Origin of the sequence: Oscillatoria sp. FACHB-1407, assembly GCF_014697545.1 — a bacterium.
GTDB lineage: Bacteria > Cyanobacteriota > Cyanobacteriia > Elainellales > Elainellaceae > FACHB-1407.
In genome coordinates this window covers 353,296-378,393 of the sequence record NZ_JACJSA010000005.1, presented here as the reverse complement: position 1 = coordinate 378,393, position 25,098 = coordinate 353,296, and the positions used below count along the sequence as shown (strand labels likewise).

Here is a 25,098-nt window from a genome sequence, read left to right as displayed (position 1 = left end):
CCGTCATTGGGTGAGGCACCGTTGTGAATCGAGTCATTTTCTGGGGGTTGTGGATTGGCTTTATTGGCTATGCCTTTTTTCTCGCACCTCCCAATCAGCCCGATACGGCTGAAACCATTCAAAGACTGGTAACAGGGGACTGGCAGGGCATTAATCCTTTGATCGTGGCACTGTTCAACACGCTGGGAATTGTGCCCCTGATCTATGCCTCGTTCTTGCTGATTGATGGCAGGATGCAAAAGGTGCCTGCCTCCCTCTTTGTTGCCGGATCATTTGGCGTGGGAGCCTTTGCCCTGTTGCCCTACTTCGCCTTACGGCAACCGAATGGCACGTTCGCAGGTCAGAAGAACTGGCTCCTGAAGTGGCTCGATTCTCGCTGGAATGGATTGGCGATCGCCCTTCTCCTCATTCCTTTTGTGGCGTATGGCATGATCGCAGGTGACTGGAGCGATTTTGCCTACCAGTGGCAAACCAGTCGCTTTGTCCATGTCATGAGCCTCGACTTTTGTATGCTCTGCCTTATCTTCCCGGCGATTTTGGGAGATGATATGGCACGACGGGGACTAAGCGATCGCCGTTTGTTCTGGGCAGCATCCCTGATTCCCCTGTTTGGAGCGGTGGCGTATCTGGTACTTCGTCCACCGATTCAGGAAAGAAGCGAGAAAAAAGAAGAAGGACGGGGGAGAGAAGAAACGCTAAAGGCGGAAGGATAAAAAGAAAAGGCTAAAGGATAAGGGCTAAAGGATAAGAACAGCAAAATTCCAATGTTCTGGTTTTATCCTTCATCCTTCATCCTTCATCCTTCATCCTTCATCCTTTAGCCTTTAGCCTTTTTGGTTAGCGCGAATATCTGCAATCTTGTGGCGCAGGTCATCTGCCAGGGTAGGCAAGTCAGCTTGAGCGATCGCCCCCTGTTCTCCGGATTGCATCCATTTCAGTTGAGCCATTCCGTTCTCGGCTTCGGCATCACCCAAAATCAGACAGGCGATCGCCCCACTGCGGTCAGCCCGCTTGAACTGTTTGCCAAAGGCACTGCCGCTCAAATCGAGTTCTACGGAGAAGCCCAGATGCCGCAAGGTCTGGCTCAGTTGTAGAGCTTGAGCTTCAGCGCGATCGCCCTTTGACACCACATAAAAGTCGAGATTGGCTTGAGTTGGAGTCTGAAGTTGTTGCAATAACAGGATCAATCGCTCCATGCCTAAGCCCCACCCGATCGCAGGCGTATCGGGACCACCCAACTGAGCCACTAGTCCGTCATAGCGTCCACCGCCACACACGGTCGCTTGAGCACCCAGATCATCCGACTGAATCTCAAAGGCAGTGTGAGTGTAATAATCCAGCCCGCGCACCAGTTGAGCGTTGATGTTGTAGGCAATCCCCACATCGGTCAAACACTGCTGCACTCGCTCAAATCGTTGTTGTGACTCTGGACTCAAGTAATCCAGCAGGTTAGGAGCGTCTTGCACGATCGCCTTCGTCCGTTCGTCTTTGCTATCGAGAATTCGCAGAGGGTTGCGGGTCAGGCGATCCTGCGAATCAGCGTCTAACTCTGCTTTGTAAGGCGTTAAATAATCAATGAGAGCCTGTCGATAGCGTTGGCGATCGTCCGACGTACCTACTGAGTTGATATCCAACTTCAGCGTTTTCAAGCCTAATGCATTTAGCAAATCAGTTGCCAGTACAATCACCTCTGCATCGGCACGGGGATCAGCACTGCCCATGATCTCCACATCAATCTGGTGAAACTGTCGCTGTCGCCCTGCCTGCGGACGCTCATAGCGAAATACAGGGCCAATCGACCACATCCGTTGTACTGGGCTGATGGCGTAGAGCTTGTGTTCGATCAGCGATCGCACCAATCCTGCGGTTAATTCAGGTCGCAACGTAATTGAGCGATCGCCCCGATCTTGAAACGTGTACATCTCTTTGCCGACCACATCCGTTGCTTCCCCAATGCCCCGCTCAAACAGTTCTGTTTGCTCAAAGATGGGTGTACGCATTTCGCGGTAAGCCGCTTTGTTAAAAATATCTCTCGCGACGGCTTCAACATATTGCCAGTAAACAACCTCATCTGGCAGGATGTCCCGCGTTCCCCGGAGTGCTTGAATAGTGCCCATAAAATCGCCGTGTACTCAATCAAAACCTCGTAATTTGTCAATGGTCAATGGTCATTCGTCAATTGTCGGTCGCCCATCGTCTCTCCATCAACTATCACCATTGACCACTGACTCACCATTGACCATCCACTATCGAAACCTTATTTGTCATTTGTCATTCGTCAATTGTCAATCGCCCATCATCTCTCCATCAACTATTGACCATTGACCACTAACCACTGACTATTGACCATTGACCATTGACCACTGACTATTGACTATTGACCACTGACCATCAACTATCCATCACTAACCACCGACCATAGCGATCGCCATAGTAGTTCAAAATTTGCTCTACCTGATGTCGAGAGCTTGCATCCGCTGTCTGACTGTACTCAATCCACAGTCCCCCAACCTGACTCTGCGTGTAGTCAAACTGCTGAGACGTCTGCGGCAGTAGACCTGCATCTACCCCGGTGACCTGACGTAGGTGAGCCGACACTTCACAATAGACGGCATATGGCAATGTAGGACAACAGACGCAGTAACGCACCTGACGACCCGGTTGAATCTGGGATAATGCCTCGTTCATCTCAAAGCCCTGTTTTCAAACTTGTCCCGCGTAGTGAGCGGCAATGATGCGGCACATCATTTTCCCACGAATCAGATTCAAGAAATAACCTCATCCCCTGAAATCGGCACCGAATCAATCGGAGGCGGAAGTGCATCCGACGGAATCGGTAAGCTACAGCAATTCACCTCATCGATACAGACTTTGCCCCACTGGAGTGCCCAACGAACCAACGCGACCCGATTGCCAGTGGCGGTTTTAGTCAAGATGTTGCTGATGTGGTTATCAACGGTGCGCTTGCTAATCTCTAGCTTTTCTGCAATCTCTTGATTAGTTAAGCCAGCCGCCACCAGTTCAACGATTTGCAACTCTCGTTCTGAGAGAGAACCGGAGGTTTGATTGTCATCGCCAGCCATAACGCCACTACCTATGTATATCTACTCATTGCCTATTTCAATTCTAGGAGGTTTATCCGCAAAAGCTGTCTGATAATTCAGGTAAGTATAAGAACCTAATTAAACTTCATGCATGTTCAGGAAAGCATTTAGGCGATCGCTCGCTCAGCCCTTCTCATTCAACCGATTGGCTAGACACAATCCCGCTCAGTTCCTGGTGCCCGATTCTCGGATCGGTCGGGTGTTCCAGGCGATCCAAAAAGCGGTGCTGTTGACCTTTAGCTTTTTGTTGTGCCTATTGTTGTATCTCTGCCTTTGGGTCAGTGGTGCGATCGCCCAGGAATTGCCCCCTGCTCCCGCATCGCCTCCCGCTACCGAATTCCCAGATAGCCCCCCAAATGTCGATATCAACGCCATTTCTTCAGAAAAGATAAGCCAATTCGTTCAAGCCTACCTGCAAGTTGTAGAGTTAATTGAGCGGCGTGAAGGAGAGTTGCAAGGCGCAGAGACTGATCTCGAATCCGTTCGGGTGCAACAAGAGATCGAAGCAGAAGCATTTGCCATTATTGAATCAGCAGGGTTAACCTGGCAGGAATACCTGCAACTGTTAGGGTTGGCAAATACAGATCCCGAATTTGGCGATCGCATTGCCACTCAACTCCAAGAAGCCATTCGTTGACAGTTAAATCCATTCGTTTGTTTTAAGCTCTAAAAGGAAGATATTTGTGACTAGCCCCCGTGTACTTTGCTTGGGCGAAATTCTGTTTGATCTGATCGCTGACCAACCTGGACGCTCCCTTGAAGAAGTCACCTCCTGGACAGCCTACCCCGGCGGGGCACCCGCAAATGTAGCGACCGCTTTAGTCAAATTGGGGACTCCGGCTGGATTTATTGGCTGTGTTGGTAAAGATGCTCCCGGTGAGACGTTGGTGGAGTTGTTGCACAGCATCGGAGTTGATACCACAGGCATCCAGCACCACAACACCGCCCCCACGAGAGAAATTTATGTGTTGCGATCCGAAACGGGCGATCGCCAATTTGCCGGGTTTGGTAGCCGCGACACCGCCGAGTTTGCCGACACCCATTTGCAGGCCGCGCAATTACCTGTCTCTCTGTTTGCCAATGCCGATTTTCTTGTGCTGGGCACCCTAGAGTTGGCTTATCCCGACACAAAAGCTGCGATCGAACGAGCCTTGGAGCTTGCCGAACAGCACTACGTCAAGGTTCTGGTCGATGTCAACTGGCGATCCATGTTTTGGCAAGATGTCGAAGCCGCACGGTCAATCATTCAGGAGTTTGTCAAACATATTGATTTTCTCAAGCTGGCAGTCGAAGAGGCAGAATGGCTGTTTGGCACAGCCGATCCCGGTGTGATTGCCCACCGTTTAGGGGATTTAGAAGGAGTGCTGATTACCGATGGCGATCGCGGTAGTGCCTATTGCCTGGGTGAAAACGAAGGCAAAGTGGCTGCCTTTGAAGTTGATACTGAAGACACGACTGGAGCCGGAGACAGCTTTGTCGCAGGTTTCTTGCATCAGCTTTGTCAACAGGGAGTTCATGTCTTGAGTGACCCTGATGCTGCTAAAAAAATGGTGATCTATGCCAGTGCTGTTGGTGCGTTGACCACCCTACGGGCAGGGGCGATCGCCGCTCAACCGTCCGCCGCAGAAGTCGAAGCTTTCCTCTATTTGCACCAGCAACAATAAAGGTTTGCATCCACAATTGAAGAATGGCAGTGAAATTCAATTGAGGATGGGTTAGCGAAGTGTAACCCATGCGGGGTGTTGGGTTTCGTGCCTCTACCCAACCAAAGGCTTCACAAATGGCAGTTGAAATTGAGCGCAAATTTTTGGTTAAGGGCGATGCGTGGCGATCGCTCGGTCAAGGCAAACTCTATCGCCAGGGATATCTTGCCTCCACCCAACAACGCACCGTGAGAGTCCGTGTAGCAGGCGATCGCGCTTACATCACCATCAAAGGCAAATCCAGTGGCATTGCCCGCAGTGAGTATGAGTACGAAATCCCGTTGGGGGATGCGATCGAGATGTTAGAAAATCTGTGCGATCGCCCCTTAATCGAAAAAATTCGCTATCGCATTGACTACCAGGGGCTACTTTGGGAGGTTGATGAATTTATGGGAGAAAACCATGGGCTGATCATGGCAGAGGTAGAACTTGCCGACGTCGATCAATCTGTAGTTTTACCAGAGTGGATCGGTGAAGAAGTCTCTGCTGATCCCCGCTACTACAACTCTAACTTGGCAAAGCACCCCTTCCAATCCTGGTAATACCAGAGGTAGACACCCATAGAACTGACGCACTTGCAGCCTAAACCTTTGCTCCCCCCCTTGCCCTTTGACAAGGGGAGAACTCCGGAAGTCTGCTTTTTAAGGGAGGTTGGGGGATGTAACTGCGTAAGTTCTGACGCATACAAAAAGCATCTCAACCTATATCTGAGTCGCCGGGTTAGGGAAGGGTACAGAAGTAAAATTTCTGTTGGGAGCATAGCCCCAAATCCTTCTGTCCTAACTGAGATGGCTATCTATAACGGTTGAGATGCTTCTTGAGTTAAGCGAGTGAAACTAGCGGCTTATGGGCAAGCAGTTTTACCACTGACGCCAGGAACTAAGGAAGGAGAAGTACCTTCACAGAGAATTGCAAACGTAGTAGCGGTGTTATCGCTACCTGTACCAATCCACACACGACCTGCATAACCCTTCAGAGTTGCGATGGGGCTAGCTGTGGTAACCGCTTCAGCGTTTGTGCCAGTACCAGCAGGCGTGGAGACATAAGTGTAGTTCTTAGTGTCACTGATACCCAATTCCAGGTTAGACAGGTTACCAAAGGAATTCTTCTCAAGGAAGTAGGCTTGCTGACCCCGGTTCACAGAACCTACGTAGGTAGAAGCTTCGGATTGACGAGCCTTATTTGCCTGATTGAGGAAGGATGGCAAAGCAATTGCCGAGAGGATGCCGATGATGATGATAACAACGAGCAATTCGATCAAAGTGAAACCCTTGTCACCTTCTTTGCGCTCAATCAAGTGCTGAAGGAACTTCGCTTTCAATTCGGTCTTCATAATGTGTTTCTCCTACAGTGGGAATTTTGAATTTAGTCAGACTTGGCGATACCCTACAGTAAGATTTCCCGCCGGAGTAAAGAAACTCATCAGTATATTCCCTCAATACTGTAAAGAAAGCATCTTTCTTTTGCCGCTAAAAGATAAATGTTTCTTGAGAAATAGTAATTATTTCCGGATTGTTGAATCCGGAGGAATTTTGGGAACTTTAGAAATAAAATCCGTTAGAAATAACTGCTTTAGGTATTGAAAAACATTGATTCTAGGATGATGCATCCTTCTATTTTTTGCAGAAGATAAAATTTCAAATACAAAAAAACCTCAGATGACGAATTTGATGTTCCAACTCATAAGCTAAAAAAAACAGGAACCGATCAAATTCGCTTAATTTACCACTGCCAAAAAATAAAAGTAGTTTTTTATACTTTAAATTTCAGTGTCCCTGGTGATTCCACGTAAAATTTTGGTTAGAAGGGGTTGCGTCAGTGCAATCGCATTCCTGCTGAGATGTTCCTCTCCTGCCACTCCCTCCGCCAACAAATCTCATACAGACCTCATTTCCAAGTAGGAGCTTGGAAATGGAATTACGGAGGCTCCACCTGCATGAATCCATGCCTGACAGGAAGCTAGTGGCAAGCTTCAAAAAAGCAACCCGCCCAATGTTTAACTTTGCGGTTAGGCAAGTTCAACATCAGGCGGATTGGGCAACACCAAACCTGAACGGTCAAGCTTGATAATTACTGGGGGCTATTCTACTAACGCAGGGGATGCTCCTGTCGCTACGGGTTCAACCACCAAACTGGCTCAAGCTCAGGTTCATCGTTGGTGGCGAGATGGATTTACCCAACGGCAACTTTGCTCCAGGAAATGTAGGGCAGTTGGGTTGCGGTGGTTTTAATGCTGTTGGCTTGTGATACGAGTTGTCCACAGGCATCCCAATTCCCAGAGAGGAACATATTTTTGGGACCGTCTCCCATGTGAATAGCTCCTACAAAGTCACCACAGGTCACTTGCATGGTTTCAAGATTGACTTCAACGGAGGTCTGAGGATTGGCGGCTACCAATTCCTGTAGGCGTTGAACCGTGTCATGGTCAGCCGTCACACAGGGAATCCCCATGGCGACACAGTTGCCAAAGAAAATCTCGGCGAAACTCTCGCCAATAAGGGTTTGAATACCCCATTTGGCGATCGCCTGGGGTGCGTGTTCGCGAGAGGAGCCACAGCCAAAGTTGCGGTTGACGATGAGAACGGTAGCCCCTTGATATTGGGGTTGATCAAAGGAGTGTTGACCTTTGGTTTGGGCGCGATCGTCTTCAAACGCATGTTCGCCCAGCCCATCGAAGGTCACACATTTAAGAAAACGAGCCGGAATGATGCGATCGGTGTCGATGTCATCGCCTACTAATGGAATTCCGCGTCCTGTAACTGATTTAATTTGGCTCATGAAATAATCTCTAACCCCAACCCAAAAAATTTGCAGTGAACTGGTGCTCAATCCAGACTATCTAGTTTACAGCAGGAAAAGGAATGTCTGGCGAAGGAGCACCCATCCCCATCTAAGGGCTACTGTGTACACGGATCTCTGCTTCCTTCCAAATTCGGTGCACGGTTGTTTCAGTGGGCTTTGTTCTTGTCGTCGCGGTTCTAACCGCCGAAAACTGCTCAGGCACCTCTTAGAACGGAGCACAGCCCCTACAATCCCTCTTCTTCAGCGTATGTGCGTAAGACTATATAGCAATCCTATTTGATGTGTGAAAAAAGCTGTTTGTGAAAGTGCCCGCCCATTGGGCGGGCACTTTCACAAACGATTTAGGATCGCTATAGAATGTAGACCTGAATATAGCGAGGTCTGCATCTGGGACAGGCTTCATCCCTGCTAGGAGAATGGTTTTCACCGATACCCACATGGATGCCAATGCCGAGAATGGCACTGCACAATCCAGATTGGGGCAGCAAAACGACTCATCCTGGAACGAAAGATACAACACTCTAGAATGTCTCGCTGGAGCTACTGTATGGAACTCACAACTTTAGATAACACCCCTGTGAGTCGTTTGGGTTTAGCTAGCCAATACCTGAAGGAAACTGGCTGTGTCAGAGCGGCTTTTGCAGCAGGTATTAACTACTTCTTTTCCTATAGCTTGCCTTCTCGCCTGTTTCTGGATGAGTTAAACCTGCTATTGGCAACCCACCGAGAATCGATTTTTGTCGCGTTGGGCAGTGAAAAGCGCGATCGCCAAACGTTAAACCATACCCTCGATCGCATTCGCCAAACTCTCAATGTAGACCTCGTGGATGCCTTTTTTGGAGAGTATATTTCACCGAAGGACGACCCCAATGATATTCAACATCTGGCTGACACATTCTACGACTGGAAGGCAAAGGGCTACATCCGCTATGTGGGAATGAGCACCCACAATCGGGCGATCGCCCTGAATCTGATTCACCTTCATCAATGTGATGTGTTGATGCATCGCTACAACATGGCGCATCGCAAAGCCGAAATAGACCTGTTTCCGGCAGCAGTTCAAGCTGATATCCCGGTAATTGCCTTTACCTGTACCCGTTGGGCAACCTTATTGCGGTTACCCCTGCGGGAAACTTCGCCGCAGATGCTTAGTGGGTTAGATCGACCTCCAACCGCCGCAGAATGTTACCAATTTTCATTGCATCCCGGTGCAGTCCGGCTTGCATTAACCTCTCCCGCAGCCCTGGCTGAATTGACGAGCAATCTGGAGGTGCTACATAAGCCCCTGCTCACCGCTTCCGAATTAGCACACTGGCAGCACTACGGAGATGTGGTGTATGGCACAGGTCAGGATGCCTTTGAAACACAGTGGGCTTAATCAAAGTTGGGGAATCTCGACCATTTTAGTGGAGTTTACCTAACCCCTACTCTGTCTGGATTAGAGCACTATAGAAACATGAAGTTTGTAGTTTCTAATCGTTCCTCACATCGACCTATGTTAGTACGTTACTGGCAACCCCTTCGCGAAATGGAAATGATGCGCCGTCAGTTTGATAGTCTCTTCAATGAGCTGGCTCCTGCGACCCAAACACAACCTACCTGGGCACCCGCGATCGAGCTGAAAGATGCTGGCGACAACGTCACATTGCGTGCTCAACTTCCTGGTATCGACGCTAAAGATCTGGATATCCAAGTGAGCAAAAAAGCGGTTTCAATCTCCGGTGAACAACGCCACGAGTCTAAAACCGATGAGAACGGCGTGATTCGTTCTGAGTTCCGCTACGGCAAGTTCCAACGTGTGATTCCTCTGCCTGTCGCCGTTCAGAATGACCAGGTACAAGCAGAGTACAAAGATGGTGTATTGAACTTGACATTGCCTAAAGTCGCTGAAGCTCGTAATTCCGTCGTTAAAATCAGCTTGACCAACGACACTCCAGCGATCGCAGATGGTCAAGCTGCCTAAGTTGCCTTCTAGCAACCGAAGGATTGGTTAGGACGGGGTGCAGGGTTGGAACCTTTGGTTGGGGCACAGCCCCCAAACCCCCTTGTCTCAAGGATCTGGACAGTTGCTATATAGCCGTAGCCACATTCGATGGGGCGTTGGCTAGATGAGTCATAAGCAGAGTCATGATTGGCTCTGCTTTTTTATTGCTGTTTGGAACTGGCAAATTGATTCACTAAATTGACCAATTCCTGTTGAGAAGCTCTTGTGTAGGTGTACACAGCATTCGTTAACTGCACTCTTTCAGGGGGATGATGGCTTTGCGACTCTGGACATTGAACCTCTAGAAGAATTGTAGAAGCCTGACCCGTTTCATCGAGCAAAAAAGCCCACTTAAAGCACTCCAGTCTCCAGGTTGTAGTCTGATGTCGCAGGAGTGTGTGGCGATTGAGAGTAAGGCTATTTTGGGGTTTATCAAATGTGTAAGTCGCGACTTCTTGTAAATTAATCCCCCAGACCATAAGACCCAGCCCGCCTAACAAAAAGCCAGCACTCACCCATAGTTGTAATCCACGATCGTCGTCCTGTAAGTTAATGCGGGTTTCAGCCGCATTCTGAATGAATTCATTTAATTGTCGAGCGATCGCCTCCTGTGATCCACGGTCGTTGCTGTTACTGAACTCAAGTTCCTTTGTTTGGGAATAGAGTATGACACTGTAGGCAGGGGCTTCACCTAAGGGATCCGTTGCAACAGTGGCTTCTTGGAGTGCGGCGATCGCTGTCGTATTGACAGGAGCATTAAAGACATTGCCTTCGGTCAATTCGCAGTTCACCTGGGTTGCTTCTACACGCTGACACATGAGCGATCGCACACTCACAGCCTGAGCAATTAAGACGCCTATTCCCGAAAATGACCCACCAAACAACCACAGAATCCCTAACAAAAACCAGGACATCCCTGTTGGGTGACGCTGCAAGGTCAACCGAGTTGATGTGTGTTCCAAAATTTTCATGGCATTCCGATTCTGACCAGCCAATCCAGAACACTCTAACCTAAACTCACTGGGGTCAACGCTGGTTAGTCTAAGACGATATGTTTGAGCGATCGCGGATCTTCAATCATCTTGGAGGCATCTCGAATTTCAAGAGCAATGATATTGTCATCCGCATCATAGTCAATGGTGACTCCAGAACGGTCCTCACTAAAATCTTCAATCGGAACATCCCGAAAGATGATTTGTAGTACATCTGTTGCACCGTCGTAGATAACTTTCATGGCTCCTCACCTTACCATTGAGCAACTTGAGTTACAGCGGTTTTCAAACGAGTGCCACACAGGGAACACCCATGAATTCAAGCAATGCAAACGGTCAGTGTGGCATACGCAAATGAAAATTGCTGTAAGTCGTACTATACCGACGAAATTCATTTTTGGCTGTACTTGATACACAATATATGGCTTGAGCAGATGCACACGATTAACCAATAGCGCAGGAATGATGTTGGTTATGAGTCATTCGGGATTAAGGGGTTGCCTGTGATAAATAGCTAAATTGCTTTCTCTCGCTATTAAAAAATGTTAAAGATAGTGCAACTTGCTGATTAGACACCTGAATTAATGCGAACCGCTCGTGGCAATCCTCGTCAATCGACTCGTCTTTTCTCGGATATCGAGAATCATTGGGCCAAAGAGTGCATTGTTGAACTCGCTCAACGTGATTTAGTAAAAGGCGATCAAAATGGGCAGTTTCGTCCAGATGCGCCCATTAAACGAGGCGAGTTTGCCGTGCTAATGTACTGGGTTTTCCCAAGGGCATTGCCCGTGCGAGAAGCGCAAGCTTTTGTAGATGTGCCTGGGCTGCATTGGGCAAGTAATGCCGTGAAATGGGTTTATGAGCGGGGGTTGTTTTCGGGCTACAACGATCGCACCTTTCGTCCTGACAATGCACTGTCCCGGTTAGAGGCGTTGATGGTGTTGGTGAAGGGGCTAAATTATGCCCTACCTCTCTTTCCCAACAGGATTTTGGAGGCTTATTTTGATGATGCAGAGAAGGTGCCGGGTTTTGCGCAGGGGGCGATCGCTTCAGCCACTCTGGCAGGTTTAGTCGTCAGCTATCCCGATGTGCGGCAACTGCGACCCCATCAATCTGTGACACGGGCAGAGATTGCTGCCATGCTCTGTCAGACCTTTCGTCAACCGGACTCAGTTCCCCGTCAATACGTCACCTGGAGCGCAGGACTAGAAACCATTTCCGAGACGGATGCCGTGCCGTTTGGGTTGCTGCGCGGCAACGGTCAACTGGTGAAACAGATTCAAACCCGGCTCAGTGCTTTGCGGCTTTATCCGGCAGCAGCCATTACGGGCAAATACACTCCCGCTACAGAAGCGGCTCTAATTGATTTTTGCCGAATTTTAGAATTACCCAATCGCAATACCCAAAATCTCGACATCACGCTGGCACGCATCCTACTCACCCTGGAACCTGTGTGCTTCATTCTGGAACAAGCCCGCAACCGCGACAGAATTTTTGCGGAATACCTGCAACAGGAGAAAGGCTTTAGTGCAGCCGCACTGGCATTTTTAGACAAGGGGATTGAGGGATCACCCTATGCGGCTGAAGTGAAGCATTACCCAATCTATCTACTACGCCAAAAACAAGAACCCCAAGCAGTGTCTGTAGTGCATTCTCAAACGGGAAGGCGTGCTCCGTCTGAAGTCAACTCTGATGTTCCTGCGCTATCTGAGCCGCAGTCGTCTGCTCAGTTGCAACCTTTTCCCAATCGTGGAGAGATGCCCCGGATTAATTCGCAGGGGCTTGCATTTTTGCACGATGACATTCAACAAGCTTGTGTCTGTCTGGGCAAACTTGAGAATGGACAACTGACAGCCCATTGGTTGGGCAAAAATGCCCTGGCAAACGTCGAGCTGTGGAGTGCGACGAAGATCATTCCCTTGCTCAATGTCGTCTCGAAGGTCAACTCCAGCATCGCAGAGGCAGATATCGACAATGGCGTGATCCGACCTCGCAGGAGTAGTCGAGGCTTCAGTTTCTATGATTTAGCGGTTGAGATTGTCAACTATAAATCCTCCATTGGTAGCTCAAACTCCCTGGCTGCGATGTTTAAGCAGTTTGAGACACCACAGAATTTGGAGAACTGGCTGAAAGCGATTACGGGTAACACTCAACTCGAATTTCGTGGACGGTATGGGGAAGGCAACTTTATTCAAGCTCCAGAACTGTGGGATCAACACCTGCGTCGAGTGTTGCTAAGAGCCTCTGGAGGCAGCCACCGGGGAGATAACTCAATTTCAACCTATGACATGACTCGATTGGTAACGATGCTGGCGTGGCATCCCTACCTGTCGATTGATGCCCAACTGCCCGGTGCTCAGTGGCACAGCTTAGAGAGTATTATTCGCGCCATGGGGGTAGATTCTGCCCGCTACTTAGATGTGGCGATCGCCCGTCTGGGGTTAGCCGAAGTGATTGCCTCCCCGGTGATCATCTCTAAGTTAGGGTTTGGGCGCAGTGGCATTCGACATCGCACCGAATTGGTCTACACCGCGTATGTGCAATTTTGGGATCAACACAGGTGCGGTTCCTCTACGGGTGTGTCGCCTCCGTTGCGATCGCTGGGGATGACGCTGATTGGGGCAAAAAAACTGGGAAATGGCGATCGCGAAGCAACAGAACTGGATGCCCGTATGGCAGCGGAAGTCACGGAGATTGTGCGGCGACTGGTAACCGATGAACTGCTTTTGAGTTAGAGCGATAGACCCCGCGCCAGAGCGACACCCTGTACCTGAATCTCCCGCCGTTCAACTGAATTCAGCTTGGCATCGGTCAAATTCACATTGTGCCAGTAAGCGTTCGTTAAATTGGCTTCTCGCAAATCGGCAGCACTAAAGTTGGTTTCGCGTAAATAGGCTTCTCGTAAGTTTGTACCTGTCAAGTTGGCACTGTTCAAGTTAGTTCGGCTCAGGTCTGCTCCACACAAATTGGCACCTTGCAGGTTAGCCTCACTTAGATTTGCCCCAACCAGATCGGATAAGCTCAAATCTGCCCCACGTAAATCGGCTTTGATCAACTTTGCTCCGGTTAAATTAGTCCCCCGCAGATCAGCGTTCGTCAAGGTCGCTTCTTGCAGTTTTGCGCCCGACAAATCAGCCCATCTAAAATCGGCGCGATCGCCGTTTACTCTGGTCAAGTTTGCCTGTTTCAGTTGGGCTGCCTGTAAATTTGTTTGAGTTAGGATGGCAGATTCCAGATAGGCTTCGCTTAAGTTTGCCCCCTGTAAGATCGCTGTATGCAGGCGAGCCCCCTGCAAGTTAGCCCAGCGCAAATCCACGTGCTCTAATTGGGCAAAGGTAAAATCGGCAAGACTGAGATGAGCACGCGACAGGTTGGCTCCTCGCAGATTTGCCTCGATTAGGATGGCTCCTGGCAAAATCACTCTGTTGAGGTCAACCTCACTGAGGGAAGCCTTGCTCAGATCCGGTTTGCTCTCTGACTCACTCAGGTGGGTGTGCCACCATTCATTCCAGTTGTCTGCTCCCTGTTGGAGTAGAGCCAGCAATACTCGATTTGCCATAGGTTTGGGGTAGGGTCACAGTAAAGATGAACGTTGCCCTTGATGACACGCCAGCGTTAAATCGCTCGCCTTTCCTCAGTTCTTCAAAAGGGGGCGATCGCATCCGGATGCGGAAGGCAAAGCTACGATGAAGCCACTGTTAATTAACCGCGTCTAGTACAGCAAAAAATAAGTTTTGAAAGGGGTGACGGGGTGAAACCCCTTCTTGGGGGCGAAGCCCCCAAACCCCCTACATTGCAGAACTTTGTGTTCGCAACACTAGTTAACCGTGCCCCCAGTCGGCACCTAATCGCTGAAAATCCTCCAGGGTTAGCCACGGTTGCTCATCGGCAGGCGATAAACCCTGTGCAGGTAAAGTGGATTTGTCAGCGGCAACACCGTCTAAGTTTACCCCCTGTAAATTGACCTGGCTCAGATCAACCATGCTCAGGTCTACCCCTGTTAGATTCGCCCGGTTTAAGTTAACCCCGGTCAATATAGCCCCTGCTAAACTGGCTCCACTTAAGTCTGCTCCTTCTAAATTGGCATGACTCAGATCGGCACGACTCAAATCGGCAAGGCTCAAATTCGCATTGACAAGATTGGCGTCTCGTAAGTTGGCTTCGATTAAAATTGCCCCAATCAAAACCGCTTCACTCAAGTTGGCATGGGTTAGTATTGCCTCACTCAAAATAGCTCGAATGAGATCGGCTTGGCTCAAGATGGCTGCTTTGAGATTGGCTTTCCGAAAGTTTGCCTCTCGCAGGTTTGCCCCAATTAAAACCGCTTCGGTTAACAGTGCCTCATGCAGAGCCGCTTCATTTAACAGAGCATGGCTTAAATAAGCTTCGCTCAGGTCGGCTTTGCGTAACTTGGCTCGACTGAGAATGGTTTCAATCAGAATCGCCTTGCTTAAATCGGCTTCACTCAAATCTGCCTCAACTAGCGTGGTTGCACTCAAGTCTGTTTCGCTAAAGTTAATCTTTTTGAGTTTGGCAGCACTCAGATCCGCCTCACCCAAACACGGTCTGTCATGGCAAGTCTGTCGCCATTCATTCCAAATATCAACACCACGGGTCAATAACGCGAGTTGTTCTTGCTCAGGCATAGGGGTTGTTGTGGCACCTCGTGTCATTTTTCGGTCTGTCACGAGTTGAATCCGGAAAGGACAGGGCAATTGCGCTCTGGTCAGTTGAGTTAGATTGGACAGATAGAGTTAACCTTAACGGGAGGCATAGCCTCTACACTCCCTTGTTGTAGCTTGGGGGGCGATCGCACGAGATTCTATCTTTGTGAATATTTCGTGATTAACGCAAATTGATTACACTTCTGATTGCAGAGAATACATAGCATTTCTAAATCACACCGATTCCTGAACAGGGCAATAGATGGCGAGGGATGTTTTGCAAGACGCTCTGACACCCCTGATGTCTACTCAACTTTGTAACTTGGGATTAACGGTGGCGATAGGAGTTGCTATAGTTTACTTTCACCTGTGTTTGGCTATGGCAGAATCAAGTATTCCCGATGGAGAGTGTGCCCCAAGAGTTGCGCCTAATTCCCCGGTTCAAGACGAAACAGTTGCTTTTGTTGAGCAATGGCAAAAAGTATTAGCTCCGAGAGGGTTAGGCTATCGTATTAAATTACTCTCTCAACTGTTTGCGCGGCGATTTCAAGAGCGGTTAGAACCCTTTGGATTGACTCCGTTTCATTGGGTTGTCCTGTGCTGTCTCTGGGAGGAGAATGGGCTACCAACCTCTAGCATTGGCGATCGCCTGCAACAGGTGGGCGGTACGCTCACCGGGGTTTTGGATCGGATGGAGGAACGGGGGTTAATTCGGCGGGAGCGCGATCGCCAGGATCGACGCATCTGGCGCATCTGGCTGACCCCCGCAGGTGAGCAACTCAAGCGAGTGCTGCCGCCGATTGCGCTAGAAATTCGAGAATCGGCACTACAAGGCATATCTGAGAGCGATCGCCAATTGATGTCGCAACTGGTTGATCGGTTGATCGCTAACCTGTCGTAAGAAAAGGATAACCGAAACACCTTTTGCTAGGGGGTTTGGGGGAGAATCCCCCAATCCTGATCTCGAATTCACGTAAGGATAAAACTGATACCAATTTGAATTGGCTTCGCTGCACATGATTCCGTAAGGGCGTTTCGCAAAACGCCCCTACCCCGTGATCGGCCACAATCAAACATTAAATCGGTATGAAGTTGCCAATCAAACTCTTTCATCCTCCTTTATTTTTTATCCTTCATCCTTGATTTCTTATCCTTTCCCCTTATCCCCAAACATATCCCCAACAGTGCCAGAGGAACGATCGCCCCAGGTTCAGGAACCGATCGAGGGACAGCGGCGGTTAGTTTGCCAAACAGAAAAGCGGTGTTCGTTGCCTGTTCTTCAGAAATAAACTCGTTTACGAAGGCTCCATCGGGAGTGGGGCGATCGCTAAAGCCCAATAACTCCAGGGTGTAAGCGGTGCCTGCTACATCAAAGGTTTCTGAGGTAGTGGGATTGAGAAATGAGATGCGATCGGCGCAGGGGATAGTGCTGGCATACAGACAGGGAGTCGCATTGACGGTTTCATCAACCGCAAAAGCAAAGGTAAATGAACGACTCACCAGGGAACCGCCCACATCCGCCAGATTTAGATTAATCAATAGCTCTACGCTGCTGACATTAGGGGGTGCAACTGGATTGTTAAAATGCCGCAGTGTTCCCACTAGAAAAGGAATATCAGACGCGATGTCAGACGCTCCCACGCCTAAATAGCCCAAACCACTTTTGCCATCGGGTGTTGTGGCAGTTCCCCACAAAATCATTGCCTCGTCCCCCATCGATATCTGCTCGACGGTTGGCTCTCCACCGATGGGGTTTTCCCAGGTGCCCGACGCACTGAGCAATGTTGTTGCGATGGCAGTCTCAGGCAGACTAGTCAGGGCGATCGCACTTGCAGTGGCAATAGTCAACGTTGAAACGCTAGCTCTAAAACACGAGAGTTTCATACAACAATCTTTCCCTAGTGATTGAGGTGGTTGTAATGGATCAAAAGAGGTCTGAAAAGCTGGTTTTTGCGTTGTGGCGACTGGAACTGTAGACTGCGGCATAAGCTTAGTCGAGCTATTGAGCCATAGACTTCGATCCCATAGGTGCGAATTTGACTCGCCAACCCTGGAAAGTATCAAGGGTTTTAAGGCTGTTGTCAGTCAACCAGATTTAGCCCTGCTCATTCCTGAACAGACCCATGTTTCAAGATTGACCGCGTTACCGACATGCTATCCCCAAAACCAGGTTTAGCCATTCCACAGGAGACGCCAACGATGAAAACCAGAAGCAGAATTGATGGGGTCAACCAACTGCACAATCTGAAAGATACACCTGATAGATCGGGTAGTGCCCTGTAGGGAAGGACGGTGAGAGAGTGTGAGAAGTACGAAATGCCCATGCGCACAACCTCTCACTCTCGCTCTCTTAGTCCCCACCCTTTCCTCAATAGGACTACCATAAATCTGTATTATTCCTAACAATAAAGGGCAGAAGTTTCAGGCGTAAACCTGATCCTTCTACCCTTCAATGATTTGTAATACAACCGTCAGATGAGATATGAGATAGCTCTAACGAGAGGAGCGATCGCCCCTATGGAGCTAAGGCACTGCCCCGGAGCAAGCTACCAATCGTCTTGGCAGTAATTTTCAACTGCGTCAATGGGTTAGCAGGCACAACAGTTTTGTACAGGTAGCTATCAAAGGTGAGCTTCTGCACATCAATATCAGAGCACATCTCGACAAAGGCTTCGCGAGTCGCATCTGAGCGGTAGAAGACGGTTTGCAGTAGATCCAGAACCTTGTAGGTCAGACCATATTGCTTGTCCCACCGCTTGATGTAGACCTTCAGGTCATCTTCAGTGATCATGCGTTGCCCATTGCGGGAAAACTCGACGATCGCCTCGGCGCACATGCGAGCTGACTTAGCGGCGAAGTAAATGCCTTCTCCAGACGACTTGGTCACTGTGCCAGCAGCATCGCCCACCAAAGCAACCCGACCGACCACACGGCGAGGTCTGGGGTGCTCAGGAATGGGGTGCGCTTCAACTTTGATGATTTCGCCACCCTCAAGGCGGTGAGCCGCACGAGCCCGAATTCCAGCTTGCAGGTCTTTGATCTTGGATTTGTTGACCTTCATCGTGCCAGTACCTACGGCAACGTGGTCATATTTGGGGAAGACCCAGGCATAAAAGTCGGGGGAAACGTCGTTACCCACGTACATTTCTGCCAGTTCTTCGTAGTAGTCCATCTTGTCTTTGGGCAGACGAATGCGCTCCTGGAAGGCGATCGCGTAGTTGTAGTCGCCCGCATCGATTGCTTTGGCAACCCGCGAGTTTGCTCCATCTGCGCCGATCACCACATCGACTTGCAGCGTCTTGGTCACGCCTTCGAGGCTGCCGTCAGAGTGGTCTGCATAGTGAATGGTGTAAGGGTCAGTGCTATTGGAAGGCAAATCTAAGCCATACACAGTGCCGTTGATCAGCGTTGCACCCAACTTGTGAGCGCGATCGCGCAAAAAGCCATCCAGCACTTCTCGACGGCACATCCCAATGTACTCATCGTCTTTGAGCGTGCCACCGATGTTGACCTCGATATTAGACGGCGAGATCATTTTCATCTTGCGGACGCGGCGATCGATGATCTCCATGGGTAGGTCAAACTCACTCACCATGCACAGTGGAATGGCTCCACCACAGGGCTTGGCATTGTCTAACTTACGCTCAAATAAAAAGGTTTCGATTCCAGCTTTTACTAATGTCTCAGCGGCGGAAGAACCTGCTGGACCTGATCCAACTACAGCAACCCTTAGTGCCAACGGTGTTTCTCCCAAATTTCTTTAAGGTCACGGAATGCATCGTATCACGGAGTTTTAACCCTCTTTGCAACGAAGCTCAAAGATATGACTAAATTGAAACAGAGCTTAACATGCTGACATACAGACTTGGGATCGAGATAGAAAATTCTCAATGAATGGGCATCGTTTAAACCACAGACAGATCGGGGAGAATAGTAAAGAGGTCTAAATTGTTTCTATAGAGAAACTACTATGGTTCAACCGATGAACATCAACCTACGACATACCAACTACCCGACGTTGGTTTGCTGTGTTGCTCATCAGGGCAACTAAACCCATTCCATGTGCCGTGTGCATACGACTGCTTGATGCATATAAAGTGAGCGATGTACATCGAAAATATCAATGCGATCGCACCTTGAATCCTGGACAATCAGTGTGGCATTCTCCATACGTTGCATCTCCTCCATTGGTTGGGGCTAAAAGCGATGTCAAGTTGACCCGTGCCCCTGTTGATTTGTAGCAACACCCACTTGGGTAAAGTACGGGGTGTGGGGGTGAAACCCCCACGCAAGGGGCGTCGCCCCCTGCACCCCCTTGTACTGATGGATTTCCTCCCGCGCCTCTCTTGTTTCCTGGCGCACCCCTTTATCCTGCTTATCTCGTCAATTTCTTCCCTACTTCACTTCCATGACCCTTAAACCATCTCAGATCCGCGATATTTTGAATGCTAAACGCGAAGAGTTCAACGCATTCAATCGTGAAGCAATGCAGGTTTTAGAGCAGTATCGCCAAGCCTTAAAGCAAGTGAGTGAGATGCCCGATAGCGATCTGGAGGAAAAGATCGCGAAGTGCGCTAAACCAGTTGGGGCTAAACCGTTAGAACCGCTGAGTAAGGGAATTAATGCTGTGATTGCCGCCAATCTGGCGTGGCAAAACCGGGAGCAGAGCCTGGCATGGGTGCGCGATCGCCTCACGGGCATTACTACCTTTGCGGTGGATGGCTCTCAGATTTATCCCAGTAAAGACCTCTCTATTCCGATCGCTCTGGTGCAGATTGGGTGGTTTGAAAATCTGCATCTGCCGACCGGAGGCTACGAAAAAGATGTTGCGGTCGATATCATGACGCCACAAGATTTGCGGGTGGGCGAGCATGGTGAAATGGCAGATCGGCGAGTCAGTATGCGTCGCTTTCAAATGGAAACGCAGCGACTCGTGGAGTATATGAAAGCCTGCTCTCAACCCGAAAGCTGTCTGGTGTTTCTGGATGGGTCGCTTGTGGCGACGTTTGCCGATGTGTTTGATGCAGAAACTAAATCCTTCTATGTTGACTGCTTGCTGGAACTCTTGCGCACCAGTGAGGAGCGTCGAGTCCCGCTCGTAGCCTACATCGACACTACTTCGGCTAAGGATATAACGGGCATGTTGCAGGCACTCTATGATTTGCCAGAGCCGCGCTCGATTCACGATGCTCAACTGGTTAGTCGCTCAATGGAATGGGGCGATCGCACTCCTCTGTTTTTGTGTGAGCGATCGGGCATTCTCGACCACTATGAAGAGCAACGTCGGGCAATTACCTTTACTTATCTCAAAACCAATCGCGATCATCCCCCTGCCCGATTGGAGATGCCCCTGTGGATGCATGAGGCAGGCTTAACGGAAAAGGTGCTCAACTGGGTTCGTGGTGAAGTGATTGTTGGTAGTGGCTATCCCTATGTGATTGAGACGGCTGACCAAACCGCTGTGCTGCAAACAGAAGATCGGCAGGCATTTTACAAAATCCTGCAAGATTGGGCTGAGACGCAAGGATTAGACCTGCGGTTTTCCCGCAAGATGGTCAGCAAAGTGCGTCGCCGTTAGAAGCTGCTCTTCAGTCGAAGGAGAATCAACGGACTTGTCCGGATTAAGTGACATGGGAGGTGTTAATGTTTCCCATTGCATGATATTGTCCGTTTGACCGTATTTCCTTTCTGTAGCGACTAAAAGACTGACCATATAGCCGTAGTCACTTGGGTTAGGACGGGTGCAGGGGTGGAACCCCCGGCTGGGGGCGCAGCCCCCACACCCGCTCTATCCTAAATAAGGGGCGGTAGCTATAACAGAGTACAGGGATGAGATCTGAAAAACAGTCCTCGTACTTGCTGGTTGAATCGTCTTGATGATTGACTACAGTAAATAATCCTAAAGACTGGAGAATCAGGGCAGATGCGCTGGCAGTTGCAGCTATTAGTTGTTTGGTGTGGGGTTTCGATTCCGAGTGGGTTGATTGGCGTTGCTCCGAGCTACGCTGCTTCTCCTGATGCAATCGACTCACCAGATGAGATTCGACCCATATCCCTCGCAGTGGCGCAGGTTGCGGTCGATCCTTCCAGTGAGGGTTTCCAGGGTGACGTTTTGAGCAGTAGCGTTGCCGTGCCAGAGAGTACAGTGCAGTTTTCACCCTCTGCCTCAACCTTACACGCTCAAACTCCGTCGGCTCCGCCATCGGCAGACCCAAACGACGATCGCTTTCTGCAACCGACGCCACTTCCACAGCCTGTCGCCCCCAGTGAACAGGTGCCTGTGGTGCCAACCCCAACACCCGCTCCGACGCCTCCAACGGCTCCCACTCCTCCAGCAGATGCTGCAACTGTATCGGTGCAACGGATTGAGGTGACTGGTAGCACGATTTTTGATGAAGACGATTTTGACCCGATCACTGCGCCCTATGAGGGGCGATCGGTGACTGTTGGGGAATTGCGAAGCGTTGCAGATCAAATCACTCAACTCTATTTAGATGGGGGATACATTACCTCCAGAGCGGTGCTGGTGAGTGACCAGGATGTGACCCAGGGGATCATTGAGATCCGAGTGATTGAGGGAAGCCTGGAGAGCATCGAGATTGAAGGAAACGATCGCGTCAATGATGGCTACATTCGCAGTCGAGTCCGTCTGGGCGGCAGAACCCCACTCAACCAGGGGCGGCTAGAAGACCAGTTGCGTCTACTGCGGCTCGACCCCCTATTTGACAATGTGGAGGCAAGCCTGAGAGCGGGCAGCGGGTTAGGGCAAAGCATCCTCACGGTGAGGGTGACGGAGTCGCTCCCCTTTACCGGGAATCTCAGTATCGATAACTATTCACCTCCCAGTGTTGGGTCAGAACGGTTTGGGGTCGCAGCAAGCCTGCTCAGTCCCACTGGGCTTGGTGATGCAGTGTCTGCCTCTTACACTCAATCCACGACAGGTGGCTCTAATCTATTTGATTTCAGCTATCAGGTGCCCCTCAACCCCATGAATGGAACCCTGCAACTACGGGTCGCTCCCAGCGATTATCAAATCACTGACCCTCAATTTAGGCAGATTAATATTGAGGGCAGTGCTGACCTGTATGAACTGAGTTTTCGGCAACCTCTGATCCGCACTCCGCGCGAAGAATTTGCGCTCTCGTTAGGGTTTACTCACCGCGATGGAGAAACCCTCATTAGTGACATCCTCGCTGATGCAAGTACGACAAGTGTGATCAAGTTTGGGCAGGATTATGTGCGACGCGATATTGAGGGAGCCTGGGCGTTGCGATCGCAATTCAACTTTGGTACAGGCTTGTTAGATGCCACCGATAACCCTGATCCCCAACCGGATGGGCAGTTCTTTAGTTGGCTGGGTCAGGCGCAGCGAGTCCAGATTCTCAATCAAGATCACCTGCTGATTGTGCAGGCTGACTTGCAACTCACCCCCGATCCCCTACTGGCATCTCAACAATTTGTGATTGGGGGTGGGCAGTCGTTGCGGGGCTTCCGTCAAAACGTTCGTACAGGTGATAACGGGTTTCGACTGTCTGTTGAAGATCGCATTGCCATTCAACGGAATGAATCTGGGGCACCAACCCTACAACTGGCTCCTTTTGCCGATTTGGGTACGGTCTGGAATGCAGACGACAACCCCGGTGACCTGCCGGATCAGACCTTTCTGGCAGGGGTGGGATTAGGAGTATTGTGGGAGCCTCTCCCCGGACTCAACATTCGTCTGGATTATGCTGTGCCACTGGTCGATCTAGAGGATCGAGGCAATAACGCCCAAGACGAAGCGTTTTACTTTAGTGTTAACTTCCAACCGCGATAGGAGAGAGGAAGAGGAGCAACCTGTTCGGAGGTCGGGGCTTCGGAATGGCTCATGCCTGGCCTATTCAGGCTGCTGGCTTCCTATTGCTACAAATTTGTTCTAAATTTCAAAACTCTTAGCATTCAGATGAAGACTTTCTGGAAATTACAGATTGATTATCATGGTGAGAGGACAATTGGCTTGAGTTGTTCCACAATATAAAGATGTGTGGAGCAGTCATGCGGGTAATCCCCTGTCACAGCCTATGAATTGAGTTAGACAAGGTGACCCATCCGGGAGCTAGGCTAGATAGTTCTTCGGGTCACTGCCTTGGTCATTAATTTAATTCTTGAGGCTCATTGGAAACGGTATCCTGGAGATCAATCCAGGATTCCTCGATTCAAGACTGGGGTATTGCTGAACTTGGAGATAGCTTGTTGAACGCAAAACCTTGGTTTTTTGTTCAGGGGTATCCAATCAATTAGCCAATATCAACCTGGGTTCGCCGAATTCTTGAGATCCACAGCATGATTTTCTGGTTGCTCTTATTGGGAATATTCACATATCTGATCGTGCAGCGGAGTGTGGCCAACATCACTCGGACTCCTGTTTGGATCTTGTGGCTTGTCATGATGACTCCCGCATTCGTATGGACGGGGTGGATCTTATTAAATGGTGAGAGTGCTCCGATTCCTCCAGTGCTGGTCTTGGTTCCCTTTATCCTTTGTCCCGTACTGTATTGGTTATTGATTCAATGGGGGCGACCTGCCAAGCCTGCCTCTGCCGAAGCTCAACCCGCTACCGCAGAAGCGGCTATAACTCCCAGTGTTGAAAAGCGACCAACACTGCGACCCATTGACAAGCAAGAAGAGTCAATGTTGCAGAATTGCTTTCCCTGGTCGGTTTATTATCTGCAAAACATTGAATATCGTCCTCAAGCTTTGATTTGCCGAGGGCAGTTGAGAACCTCTCCAGAAGTTGCCTATGAAACCATTCGGGAAAATGTTGAAGGACATTTTGGCAATCGGTTTTTGGTGGTCTTTCAGGAAGGGTTAAATGGCAAGCCATTCTTTGCACTGGTGCCCAATCCTCAACTGCAAACGGTTAACAATCAATCCGGATCAGAGACGGTTAGTCGTCCTGGATTGGCGATCGGGCTATTGATTGTGACGATTTTGACCAGTACTCTAGCTGGCGCGTTGTTCTCTGGTGTTCCCGATGATGGCAGTGCTCGGCTGACGTTGCCGTTGTTTTTGACAGGGTTACCCTATGCGATCGCCCTGATGGCAGTTCTGGGAACCCATGAGTTAGCTCACTATCTGGCGGCTCGGTTCTATAAAATTCGGGCAACGTTGCCCTATTTTATTCCTGTGCCTCCGACTAACTTTTTCCCGTTTGGAACGTTTGGTGCATTTATCCAGATGCGATCGCCCGTCCCTAATCGCAAAGCCTTGTTTGACATTGGCATTGCTGGTCCACTGGCAGGTTTTTTCATCGCTGTTCCCGTGTTGTTGTGGGGGTTAGCCCATTCCACAACCGTTCCCTTGAGTGACGAGTCTGGTATTTTTAACTTTGACTCGCTTAGACCCAGTTTGCTGTTACCCGCGTTGCTAAGCAAGTTGGCTTTGGGCAATGCGTTGACCGCAACAGATGCAATCCAATTGCACCCGGTGGCGATCGCTGGCTATCTAGGATTGATTGTGACCGCTATCAACTTAACCCCCGTGGGGCAACTCGATGGTGGGCATATTGTTCATGCTATGTTTGGGCAACGAGTTGGTGCAGCTATCGGTCAGGTTGCTCGGCTACTAGTTCTGGCATTGTCTCTTGTACAACAAGAGTTTTTGCTCTGGGCAATTTTACTGTTCTTTATTCCGGTCGTAGACGAGCCTGCCCTGAATGATGTGAGTGAGCTAGATAACAAGCGAGATTTGTGGGGACTGTTTGCCCTCAGCTTGCTGGTCATGATTATTTTGCCAGCCCCTCAAGTCGTAACTCGCATTTTGTTCTAGTTGTAATATTAAAGACTTAAAAAGTTAGCTTAAGCATTAAGA

At 49.7% G+C, this 25,098-nt stretch carries 23 protein-coding genes; 11 read left to right on the top strand and 12 right to left on the bottom strand.

The genetic code is table 11. The features are described 5' to 3' along the window. The first annotated feature begins 23 nt into the window (after positions 1-23). Positions 24-713 carry a DUF2834 domain-containing protein gene (locus tag H6G89_RS11275; protein ID WP_190506070.1) on the top strand — a complete coding sequence of 230 codons (690 nt, stop codon included), beginning with the start codon at positions 24-26 and terminating at the stop codon, positions 711-713. Between the two features lie 111 nt (positions 714-824). Here the strand turns inward: H6G89_RS11275 and hisS are convergent, their stop codons facing one another. The 3 genes from hisS to H6G89_RS11260 form a co-directional block, all read right to left on the bottom strand. Continuing rightward, entirely contained in the window at positions 825-2,117 is a 1,293-nt protein-coding gene (hisS, locus tag H6G89_RS11270) for a histidine--tRNA ligase (RefSeq protein ID WP_190506068.1), read from the bottom strand. Between the two features lie 274 nt (positions 2,118-2,391). Beyond that, positions 2,392-2,688, bottom strand: a complete 297-nt coding sequence (locus tag H6G89_RS11265; protein WP_190506066.1) for a hypothetical protein — start codon at positions 2,686-2,688, stop codon at positions 2,392-2,394. 77 nt (positions 2,689-2,765) lie between these two features. Continuing rightward, positions 2,766-3,083: a helix-turn-helix domain-containing protein gene (locus H6G89_RS11260; protein WP_190506064.1), complete on the bottom strand. Its 318-nt coding sequence runs from the start codon at positions 3,081-3,083 to the stop codon at positions 2,766-2,768. A 112-nt stretch (positions 3,084-3,195) separates the two neighbouring features. On the opposite strand from H6G89_RS11260, the gene H6G89_RS11255 reads away from it, so the two are divergent. The 3 genes from H6G89_RS11255 to H6G89_RS11245 all read left to right on the top strand — a co-directional run bounded on the left by H6G89_RS11255 (position 3,196) and on the right by H6G89_RS11245 (position 5,349). Beyond that, on the top strand, positions 3,196-3,741 hold the full coding sequence (locus H6G89_RS11255) for a DUF4168 domain-containing protein (protein ID WP_190506062.1): 546 nt from the start codon (positions 3,196-3,198) through the stop codon (positions 3,739-3,741). Positions 3,742-3,787: 46 nt separating this feature from the next. Beyond that, on the top strand, positions 3,788-4,768 hold the full coding sequence (locus tag H6G89_RS11250; protein WP_190506060.1) for a carbohydrate kinase family protein: 981 nt from the start codon (positions 3,788-3,790) through the stop codon (positions 4,766-4,768). A gap of 68 nt (positions 4,769-4,836) precedes the next feature. Further along, complete coding sequence (locus H6G89_RS11245; RefSeq protein WP_375539686.1) at positions 4,837-5,349, top strand: CYTH domain-containing protein; 513 nt, start codon at positions 4,837-4,839, stop codon at positions 5,347-5,349. Positions 5,350-5,651: 302 nt separating this feature from the next. Here H6G89_RS11245 and H6G89_RS36110 read toward each other — a convergent pair whose 3' ends face one another. From H6G89_RS36110 to H6G89_RS11230, 3 genes are all read right to left on the bottom strand, one after another. Next, on the bottom strand, positions 5,652-6,140 hold the full coding sequence (locus H6G89_RS36110; RefSeq protein WP_190506058.1) for a type IV pilin-like G/H family protein: 489 nt from the start codon (positions 6,138-6,140) through the stop codon (positions 5,652-5,654). Between the two features lie 839 nt (positions 6,141-6,979). Then, a complete protein-coding gene (gene leuD / locus H6G89_RS11235) occupies positions 6,980-7,585 on the bottom strand; it encodes a 3-isopropylmalate dehydratase small subunit (RefSeq protein ID WP_190506056.1) in 606 nt (201 codons plus the stop codon). Positions 7,586-7,959: 374 nt separating this feature from the next. Beyond that, positions 7,960-8,097 (bottom strand): hypothetical protein, encoded by a 138-nt coding sequence (locus tag H6G89_RS11230; RefSeq protein ID WP_190506054.1) that lies wholly within the window; start codon positions 8,095-8,097, stop codon positions 7,960-7,962. A gap of 59 nt (positions 8,098-8,156) precedes the next feature. On the opposite strand from H6G89_RS11230, the gene H6G89_RS11225 reads away from it, so the two are divergent. After that, positions 8,157-8,987 (top strand): aldo/keto reductase, encoded by an 831-nt coding sequence (locus H6G89_RS11225; RefSeq protein WP_190506052.1) that lies wholly within the window; start codon positions 8,157-8,159, stop codon positions 8,985-8,987. A 117-nt stretch (positions 8,988-9,104) separates the two neighbouring features. After that, entirely contained in the window at positions 9,105-9,572 is a 468-nt protein-coding gene (locus tag H6G89_RS11220) for an Hsp20/alpha crystallin family protein (protein WP_190506050.1), read from the top strand. 182 nt (positions 9,573-9,754) lie between these two features. Here H6G89_RS11220 and H6G89_RS11215 read toward each other — a convergent pair whose 3' ends face one another. Continuing rightward, positions 9,755-10,564, bottom strand: coding sequence for a hypothetical protein (locus tag H6G89_RS11215; RefSeq protein ID WP_190506048.1), 810 nt, complete (start codon positions 10,562-10,564; stop codon positions 9,755-9,757). 65 nt (positions 10,565-10,629) lie between these two features. Then, the gene (locus H6G89_RS11210; RefSeq protein WP_190506046.1) at positions 10,630-10,827 is read right to left on the bottom strand and encodes a DUF2283 domain-containing protein; all 198 of its coding nucleotides are present in this window, start codon (positions 10,825-10,827) and stop codon (positions 10,630-10,632) included. A gap of 342 nt (positions 10,828-11,169) precedes the next feature. Between H6G89_RS11210 and H6G89_RS11205 the strand changes: the two genes are divergently transcribed. Further along, positions 11,170-13,320, top strand: coding sequence for an S-layer homology domain-containing protein (locus H6G89_RS11205; RefSeq protein WP_190506044.1), 2,151 nt, complete (start codon positions 11,170-11,172; stop codon positions 13,318-13,320). On the opposite strand, the gene H6G89_RS11200 is transcribed toward H6G89_RS11205, so the two are convergent. Together H6G89_RS11200 and H6G89_RS11195 are read right to left on the bottom strand one after the other, a co-directional pair. Continuing rightward, positions 13,317-14,144, bottom strand: a complete 828-nt coding sequence (locus H6G89_RS11200; protein ID WP_190506041.1) for a pentapeptide repeat-containing protein — start codon at positions 14,142-14,144, stop codon at positions 13,317-13,319. The genes H6G89_RS11205 and H6G89_RS11200 overlap by 4 nt on opposite strands. Before the next feature lie 262 nt (positions 14,145-14,406). Beyond that, positions 14,407-15,273 carry a pentapeptide repeat-containing protein gene (locus H6G89_RS11195; RefSeq protein ID WP_190506040.1) on the bottom strand — a complete coding sequence of 289 codons (867 nt, stop codon included), beginning with the start codon at positions 15,271-15,273 and terminating at the stop codon, positions 14,407-14,409. Between the two features lie 355 nt (positions 15,274-15,628). Between H6G89_RS11195 and H6G89_RS11190 the strand changes: the two genes are divergently transcribed. Then, positions 15,629-16,150 carry a MarR family winged helix-turn-helix transcriptional regulator gene (locus H6G89_RS11190; protein ID WP_190506038.1) on the top strand — a complete coding sequence of 174 codons (522 nt, stop codon included), beginning with the start codon at positions 15,629-15,631 and terminating at the stop codon, positions 16,148-16,150. Between the two features lie 218 nt (positions 16,151-16,368). On the opposite strand, the gene H6G89_RS11185 is transcribed toward H6G89_RS11190, so the two are convergent. Together H6G89_RS11185 and chlP are read right to left on the bottom strand one after the other, a co-directional pair. Beyond that, on the bottom strand, positions 16,369-17,133 hold the full coding sequence (locus H6G89_RS11185; protein ID WP_190506036.1) for a THxN family PEP-CTERM protein: 765 nt from the start codon (positions 17,131-17,133) through the stop codon (positions 16,369-16,371). A 631-nt stretch (positions 17,134-17,764) separates the two neighbouring features. Further along, entirely contained in the window at positions 17,765-18,988 is a 1,224-nt protein-coding gene (gene chlP / locus H6G89_RS11180) for a geranylgeranyl reductase (protein ID WP_190506034.1), read from the bottom strand. Positions 18,989-19,657: 669 nt separating this feature from the next. Here chlP and H6G89_RS11175 point away from each other — a divergent pair. The 3 genes from H6G89_RS11175 to H6G89_RS11165 all read left to right on the top strand — a co-directional run bounded on the left by H6G89_RS11175 (position 19,658) and on the right by H6G89_RS11165 (position 25,056). Further along, entirely contained in the window at positions 19,658-20,827 is a 1,170-nt protein-coding gene (locus H6G89_RS11175; RefSeq protein WP_190506032.1) for a DNA double-strand break repair nuclease NurA, read from the top strand. Positions 20,828-21,172: 345 nt separating this feature from the next. After that, on the top strand, positions 21,173-23,065 hold the full coding sequence (locus H6G89_RS11170) for a ShlB/FhaC/HecB family hemolysin secretion/activation protein (protein ID WP_190506030.1): 1,893 nt from the start codon (positions 21,173-21,175) through the stop codon (positions 23,063-23,065). Positions 23,066-23,571: 506 nt separating this feature from the next. Then, positions 23,572-25,056: a site-2 protease family protein gene (locus H6G89_RS11165; RefSeq protein WP_190506028.1), complete on the top strand. Its 1,485-nt coding sequence runs from the start codon at positions 23,572-23,574 to the stop codon at positions 25,054-25,056. Positions 25,057-25,098 lie beyond the last annotated feature (42 nt).